General features: G+C 61.9%; 7 protein-coding genes and 7 tRNA genes. 12 read left to right on the top strand and 2 right to left on the bottom strand.

Annotated elements, in window-relative coordinates; translation table 11 throughout:
- Nucleotides 1–161 precede the first annotated feature (161 nt).
- From QMX79_RS19010 to QMX79_RS18980, 7 genes are all read left to right on the top strand, one after another.
- Nucleotides 162–237 (top strand) — tRNA-Ala (locus QMX79_RS19010).
- 51 nt (nt 238–288) lie between these two features.
- Nucleotides 289–364, top strand: a tRNA-Glu gene (locus QMX79_RS19005).
- A gap of 71 nt (nt 365–435) precedes the next feature.
- Nucleotides 436–511 (top strand) — tRNA-Ala (locus QMX79_RS19000).
- Between the two features lie 50 nt (nt 512–561).
- Nucleotides 562–637: transfer RNA gene (locus tag QMX79_RS18995), tRNA-Glu, on the top strand.
- Nucleotides 638–745: 108 nt separating this feature from the next.
- Nucleotides 746–821, top strand: a tRNA-Ala gene (locus QMX79_RS18990).
- A gap of 57 nt (nt 822–878) precedes the next feature.
- Nucleotides 879–954: transfer RNA gene (locus tag QMX79_RS18985), tRNA-Glu, on the top strand.
- Between the two features lie 83 nt (nt 955–1,037).
- Nucleotides 1,038–1,994 carry an SOS response-associated peptidase family protein gene (locus QMX79_RS18980; protein WP_282248165.1) on the top strand — a complete coding sequence of 319 codons (957 nt, stop codon included), beginning with the start codon at nt 1,038–1,040 and terminating at the stop codon, nt 1,992–1,994.
- Here QMX79_RS18980 and QMX79_RS18975 read toward each other — a convergent pair.
- Nucleotides 1,976–2,356: a response regulator gene (locus tag QMX79_RS18975; RefSeq protein WP_282248164.1), complete on the bottom strand. Its 381-nt coding sequence runs from the start codon at nt 2,354–2,356 to the stop codon at nt 1,976–1,978. The two genes, QMX79_RS18980 and QMX79_RS18975, sit on opposite strands and share 19 nt — an antisense overlap.
- Nucleotides 2,357–2,480: 124 nt before the next feature.
- Between QMX79_RS18975 and QMX79_RS18970 the strand changes: the two genes are divergently transcribed.
- The 5 genes from QMX79_RS18970 (at nt 2,481) to QMX79_RS18950 (ending at nt 5,941) form a co-directional block, all read left to right on the top strand.
- A tRNA-Leu gene (locus QMX79_RS18970) sits at nt 2,481–2,567 on the top strand.
- A gap of 84 nt (nt 2,568–2,651) precedes the next feature.
- Nucleotides 2,652–3,998 (top strand): DUF6538 domain-containing protein, encoded by a 1,347-nt coding sequence (locus QMX79_RS18965; RefSeq protein ID WP_282248163.1) that lies wholly within the window; start codon nt 2,652–2,654, stop codon nt 3,996–3,998.
- A gap of 465 nt (nt 3,999–4,463) precedes the next feature.
- Entirely contained in the window at nt 4,464–4,916 is a 453-nt protein-coding gene (locus tag QMX79_RS18960) for a hypothetical protein (RefSeq protein ID WP_282248162.1), read from the top strand.
- A gap of 171 nt (nt 4,917–5,087) precedes the next feature.
- Nucleotides 5,088–5,318, top strand: a complete 231-nt coding sequence (locus tag QMX79_RS18955) for a hypothetical protein (RefSeq protein ID WP_282248160.1) — start codon at nt 5,088–5,090, stop codon at nt 5,316–5,318.
- A gap of 80 nt (nt 5,319–5,398) precedes the next feature.
- On the top strand, nt 5,399–5,941 hold the full coding sequence (locus QMX79_RS18950; RefSeq protein ID WP_282248159.1) for a hypothetical protein: 543 nt from the start codon (nt 5,399–5,401) through the stop codon (nt 5,939–5,941).
- A 188-nt stretch (nt 5,942–6,129) separates the two neighbouring features.
- On the opposite strand, the gene QMX79_RS18945 is transcribed toward QMX79_RS18950, so the two are convergent.
- The gene (locus QMX79_RS18945; RefSeq protein WP_282248158.1) at nt 6,130–6,840 is read right to left on the bottom strand and encodes a hypothetical protein; all 711 of its coding nucleotides are present in this window, start codon (nt 6,838–6,840) and stop codon (nt 6,130–6,132) included.
- Nucleotides 6,841–7,084: the final 244 nt, after the last annotated feature.

Here is a 7,084-nt window from a genome sequence, read left to right as displayed (position 1 = left end):
GCCCCCAAGGATGGGTTCACGGCGCCCCCCGTACCCCCACACCCGCCGGCCCCACGCAGTGAACCGCGCAGACAAAGGCTCTGGCTCTTGCTGTAAGAAAAACGCACAAAAACACTTGGCGAATCGTCTTCACACGCGTAGAATTCCGCCTCCAGCATCGTGGGGCCATAGCTCAGCTGGGAGAGCGCCTGCATGGCATGCAGGAGGTCGGCGGTTCGATCCCGCCTGGCTCCACCACTCCGGACCTTAGGCCGTTCGGAGGTGTTGGAAACATTGATGAGTTCATGCGTCCCCATCGTCTAGAGGCCTAGGACATCACCCTTTCACGGTGGCGACCGGGGTTCGAATCCCCGTGGGGACGCCACTCATCAACCGGTGTAAGGCTGGCCATTCAGGCAAATCAACGCTAAGATGGTCGGCTGGCAGCAACAACGTGGGGCCATAGCTCAGCTGGGAGAGCGCCTGCATGGCATGCAGGAGGTCGGCGGTTCGATCCCGCCTGGCTCCACCACTTCTCCGGACATAGGCCGTCCGACAGAAGCAAAATTCAAAGTTTCGTGCGTCCCCATCGTCTAGAGGCCTAGGACATCACCCTTTCACGGTGGCGACCGGGGTTCGAATCCCCGTGGGGACGCCAATCAAACGCAGAAGACCCCGGCAATGCCGGGGTTTTTTGTATCCGCCGAAAAAAGTGTTTCCATTCCCGGAAAACACCGATATGATAGGCGGCTCGCAGCATCAACGTGGGGCCATAGCTCAGCTGGGAGAGCGCCTGCATGGCATGCAGGAGGTCGGCGGTTCGATCCCGCCTGGCTCCACCAACATCCGGTCATTAGGCCGATCGGATGGATGCGGCATTAAAATTCAAGTTTTCGTGCGTCCCCATCGTCTAGAGGCCTAGGACATCACCCTTTCACGGTGGCGACCGGGGTTCGAATCCCCGTGGGGACGCCAATACAACGCAGAAAGCCCCGGCAATGCCGGGGCTTTTTGTTTGGTAGCGTATCAACCATCGATTGATACCCCGGTCCAGGCCCATGTGCTACTCCGCCCAGATCCGCGCCGACTACACCAAACTGGTTCGTGAGTTCGGCGCCACCATTTCGCTGGACGAGTTCGCCCAGCTCTATGCCCATGACGCCGGCAAGCAGCGCCCCAAGACACCCAAGGCCATGGACGACGGCTTTGCCGGTGCGCGCACCGCGCAGGGCCAGGATATCGTGGCGAAGATCCAGCAATGGCACGCCGAAGAAATGCAGGCGCTGGACGAGGAAATCCGCGTTCAGGCCGCACGCCGGAAGCAGGCCGAAGAAAGCCTGGCGCACCGCCCCACCGAGAAGGCCCGCAATGACATCCGCATTGCCGGCAACCGCCTGGACCGCGCCCAGGCACGCCTGGCCGACCTGCACCGCAGCGGCCTGCTGCCACGCGACAGCCGCATCTTCCCCGGCGTGTACGCCCCGGTGATGGTGTCCGAGCATGGCCAGCGCGTGATCAAGCCGATGCGCTACCAGTGCCGCCTGCCCGACAAGCCCGCACGCAACGACGCGCTCTATCCCGGCACCTACAACGCGCGCCGCGACAGCCTCGAGGCCTACTGGAAGAACGCGTTCGGCCACCACCACGGCGTCGTCGTCGTGCAGTCGTTCTACGAACACGTACCGCGCCATGCGCTTGAACAGCGCACCCTGGCACCGGGCGAGAATCCACAGAGCGTGGTGCTCGAATTCCGCCCGCAGCCGCCGCGCGACCTGCTGATCGCCTGCCTGTGGTCGGAATGGGAAGGCCCCGAAGGGCGCCTGCTCTCGTTCGCCGCCATCACCGACGAACCCCCGCGCGACGTGGCCGCCGCCGGCCATGACCGCTGCATCGTGCCGATCCGGCGCGAAAACCTGGATGCGTGGCTGAATCCAGATCCGCAGGACCTGGCCGCGTTGTACCGCATCCTGGACGACCGCGAGCCGGTCGAGCTCGATTACGCCGAGGCGGCGTGATCCTGCAGCGCGGCGGTCAGCGCATGGTTCAACTCAGCGGTCAGGTAGGGCTTGGTCAGCACCCTGCCCGCGCGGAACGCTTCGGGCAGCTGGAAATTCGCCATGCCGGTGGCCACCACGAAGGGAATGCCGAGCGCGGTCAGCACATCGGCGACCGGGTCGCTGGTCTCGTGATTGGCCAGGCGGTAGTCCAGCAGCACGATCTGCGGCGCAGCCTCCTCGATCAGGCGCAGCGCCTCGGCCACCGACGACGCCGGCCCGATCATCACCGCGCCCGCGTGCATCAGCTGCATCTCCAGCAACGACGCGCTCATCGCGTCGTTTTCCACCACCAGTACCCGCAGACCCTGCAACGCGCTCATCACCGTTCCCTGTATGGTTCAGCGCAATGAGTATAGCGTCGCGGAAAAATGAAGGTCCGGGCCCGACTGAATGATTCAGGCCTCCCCAATCCGGCGAGGTTTGTATACACTACGCGGCCAGCCAGCCGAAGTGGCGGAATCGGTAGACGCAGCGGACTCAAAATCCGCCGCCCTTAAAAGCGTGTGGGTTCGAGTCCCACCTTCGGCACCACTGATGAACTAAAGCTGTACGGCTAGTGATTGCAAGGGTTTTGCCAAGTAGACTGAGCCACCTACTGAGCCACCGGCACCCTTGATGAGCGACGGACCGACCTACCTGAAACAGCGTGCTGGGGTGTGGTACGTCCACATGAAGACCCCCGGCCATGCGCGCCATGAGTACGGGGACACGCGCAGCGTATCACTGAAGACCCGCGACCATTCCCAAGCACTTCGCGCCCGCCACGCGGTCATTGCGCGACTTCAGGCTCAGCACGAAAAGGCCAAGGCCACCCCCGCTCCAACCGCTGCAGAAGCTATTGCACTGCAGGCCGAAGGTGTCCGCGCCGGCAAGGTCCACCCTGAAGACTTCGAGGGTGAGGTCGAACACTTCTTGTCGCGTGCACCTAGGGACGCCGACGGAGAGCCCGTCCTGACCCCGTCCGAACTGCGACTGATCCGGCGCGCAAAGTCTCTAGCGGATGGAGGCGTCCCGCTCCTTGATGAGCTAGCGGCGCAGTGGCTCAAGCTGGAGGCGACCCGAGGTGTCAAACAAGCGACCGTGGCGGAACGCAGGGCACACCTACAACGACTGCAGGACTTCGCAGGGGCAGATGCCGTCGCCGGTACGCTGGATCGTAGATGTGCTGTGGGTTTTGCCGAAGACGTGTTGAACCCCCTGCCCCTCTCTCTTGAACGGAAACAGTTCATCCTCGCCACCGCCCGCCGCTTCTGCGACTGGCTAGAGGTGAAGGGCCTGATTCCGTCCAATGCCTTCGACAAGGTGGGGCTGCTGCTACGCGCAGACGACACCTCACGCGAGGACCGGCAAATCTGGACCGGCTCCCAGCTAAAGCGGTTCCTACAAGAGGTCAAATCCGGCGATGCCCTGTGGCCGCTGGTCGCAATCTGCGCCTATCTCGCCTGCAGGCCCCAGGAGCTATGCAACGTCCGCACGGCCGACATCGCGGACGGGACACTCTCCATTAGGGTTAGCAAAACTGAAGCAGGCAAACGCCTCCTGCCGATCCCCGCAACTTTACAGCCTCTCGTCGCTTCGCTCGTGCGCACGTCTACCGACGGTTGGCTGCTACCTGGAATTCGCGCCACCGGCGCAGATGGCGACCGTTACACGCTGCTAGGTAAGCGCGCCTCGACTGTGCGCAAGGCAATCGGAATCGGGGAAAGCCACCCGATTTACAGCCTTAGGCACACCGGAGTGACCTTGATGGCCGACGCCGGGATTCCCAAAGAGCTACGGCAGCGCATCGTGGGCCACGTGGGCGACGGGGACGTGATAGACCGGAACTATGACAGGTCTCGTCGTCTCGTTGCGATGACTGACGCCCTGTCAAAGATCACCTTCGGCGAAGACGTGGACGCCTACGTGCGGATCACCGGAGAGGGCTACAAAGTAACCTCGAAGGTACGCGGGCGCAGCTGAGGCCCGCCAATGTATGCCCACGCCCTGCGAGTGCTACGGGGCGTGGATGGCCGGCCCACCGTTACACGCGAACGGGCGCACCAGTTATAGGGAAACGGGAAAGCGCTTGGGGGTGACACCATGGAAAGGATGACGAGTCTCCGAACCCGAGCGACGCCAACGGGCACACCAAAAGCATAGCCGAAGCCATGCGCGAGACGAGCCTGCGCCGTCGAATCCGCCACGGTGCCACCCCCAAGGGCTCAGGGGTCAACCTGCAGCGTCCATCGTGGCCTGCCCCCCAGGGGTGCAGCAATAGACCTCACGGGCAACTGAAGGCCACGGAGCGGCCGGAAGAGGCTGTTCGGGGAGGCGATCGTTAAGATCCGAAACGACCGGCAGGCGACCTGGCTTCGACCGAGGCCTTTCCAACTTGGGGGGTAGACTTCGAGCTGCGCGATTGGCGCGACGCAGAGGCTAGAGGAAATGAATGACGGACGTCCAGGCGACGCGACCATTCCCCGCCAGCACGCCATCCGGCTGGACTTTGATTGTGACCCGATGCTCCAGGCGCTCGTCACGCTTGCGGAGAGTGGTTCTGGTTTGCCCGTGACCCTTCAGACTGGGGGCATGCTCGTGACCGGAAACGTGGTCACCGGCCACCACTTTGTCCTTCATGTGCTGGATGACGTCGTGGGAACGCTGACGAATGAGGCTCTACGTGCAAACTTAAATGACACGTTTCGCTCCTTCCTCGACTTTTACCCGGCACGAACGACGCAACCGGACGGAAGGACCACCGTTTACATCCACCTCGAAAACGCCAGGTTTTTCGCGCCGGGCGAGACCCGGGCCACGCCCGACGGGAAGGGGGTGTTTTGGCGGGGGAATATCTCCCGAGTTGTCGGATTCAACTTCGGCATCCTCGAAGTTCAGTAGATGTTGTGGAACAAGCAGCAGAGCCCCAGAAAGAGCCCGCTAACGCAGCTGCGGGGGCCGAGCGAAGTTGCGCGAGAAAATATAATAAAGTCAGATATTTTAGTTAGTTGCGCAGGCGGAACCCGGGCATTAAGCTCTCCTTGCCAATCCTGGCACAGAGGATCACAACCCATGATCTATTTCCCGCCCATCACAGAAACAGAATTCCGCGCCACCGAAGGTGCCCGCATAATCGAGCAGTTTCGCAATGCTCAGAACACGAGGCCCGATGACTGGGCCCTCGCCGAAGGACTACTGCAGAAGAACGGAGCAGTCGGCGCCACCTACACCCGAGGCGATGAAACGGTGATTTACTGGGTCGAACCGACGGCCACCGGCTGGGCAGCTCCCACAGTGTACTAAGGCACCACGCGTGAACTACGGGGATAACTGAAGGTGCCGGAGGGGGCGCCTTCCAATCAATGACCGAGAATGGATTCGCCATGACCGACCCGCCGCAAGAGGCACCGATTGACCGTGATTCCCGCACTACATCATTCGGCCTTGTGCGTTACGCCGAAGATTATAGGCGGGGCGCCGTGGTGGTGTGGGATGCAGAGAGGCCACGGCTGACGATGGTGCCGTACATGCTCATTGCGCATTCCATCGAGCTGTCACTTAAGGCGTTCCTCAGGTCACGGGGGGCGACTCTGAAGGCACTTAAGAACCAATGGGGCCACACCCTGCCCGAGCTTCTGGAACACGCACTGAGTCAGCGGCTTGACCGGCTTGTGCCCGGCGCTTCCACGGCAACCCAATACGTACAGTGGTTGCATGAAGCCAACGATGAGCAATCGCTCCGTTATATCCGCACCGGGTGGACCCGCCTCCCTGACTGGGAAGTTGTCTCCGGCTTCGCTGCAGCGCTTACCGGCGGCTTACACGACCACTGCCTGCGCCGAACCATCGGAAGAGAAGGAGCGAAGGAAGCCATTCGCAACCGAGGAAGCGGATTCAACCTCCCGCCATTGCCTGAGGAAACCTGAGGGAGACACAGCGGCTACTCAGGGTACGTGAAGGTGGAACAGACCGGCCCATATCGCGAACAGCAGAATTGAGGCCCGTCCGCGACCGCACCGGCCAGAGCGCCACGCGATAGCCGCTGATCACGCGCATCCGAGTCATCCTCGCCAAGTAGGCCCGGACGCCAAGTCTGCCATCCGGGCGCTCAGTCCTAGCGCTTCTTCCCCGGGAGCGCGTGATCGAAGCACCGCACCGGGTCGCGGGCCGGAGGAGGACTCACTTCCTGCCGTTGCGAGGTGGTGGGCGGGGGCGGCGGCGTGCTGGGCTTATTGTCGGTCATGGCTACCTCATCTAAGTTTGTTAGGTGGACCCTGGTGGGGTTCTCGGGCGACCCGAAAGTTACCGCGAGGTAGGGTATCCCAGAAACGGCAAAGGCTACGAGGCTTGCTACCACCAACCTATTAACCCAGAATATCCAGCGCGACTTCTTTCTGTTCTGCTCGCCGTTTTGACCGGCAGACTTTGCGTATAGGTCGTCCATACTGTTGTGGAACGCCGCCGCCGCCTCGTCGTCAATCTCTTGCTTCGAGCGCCCCTCACCCTTCGATAAGCTGACCGCCTGCCACTGACGCTTGTCAGCGAGCATATGCCGCATGTCTGGGGTGTGGTCATATCCGTAACCAGACACTGCTCGAACCAGGCAGTAGAGAGTGGCGGCAATCAGCCCTGCGGTAACAAGTAGACCCGTAATGAGCAGATGGTTGGCAACGCTGCAATCTGTTGAGGCAGCCTTTGACATCGAATATGTGGCGCCGATGAGCAGCGTCGTTGCGCCGATTTGCAATGACAGGCTGGAGTTAAGCGCGTCTCGTCGCTGTAGCTCCCAAAAGTGATGGTCTTTAAAAGTGCTGTCTCTGTCCATGAGGTGTGCCCGGATTTTCCGCCAAGAATACTCGACAGGTGGGCGCGAGCGGCGTTTTTCAGAAAATTTCGCGAAGGGGCATCGATAGATCGGAACCGGCAAAATTCCCCCGGCACCCCCTCCCCCGCGCCCCCATCCACCCGGCGCATCTCGACCGCCCCGACCCTATCCCCAGCCCGTCAGCACACCATCTGCAGCGCATACCGAGGGGGCCTGATGGGAATGAGCTAGGGCCGTGCAGAAG

It is taken from the genome of Stenotrophomonas sp. PS02300 (assembly GCF_029959395.1).
GTDB lineage: Bacteria > Pseudomonadota > Gammaproteobacteria > Xanthomonadales > Xanthomonadaceae > Stenotrophomonas > Stenotrophomonas maltophilia_AD.
Note: the sequence above shows the minus strand (reverse complement) of the source record. Positions and strands in the feature narration are given on the sequence as shown.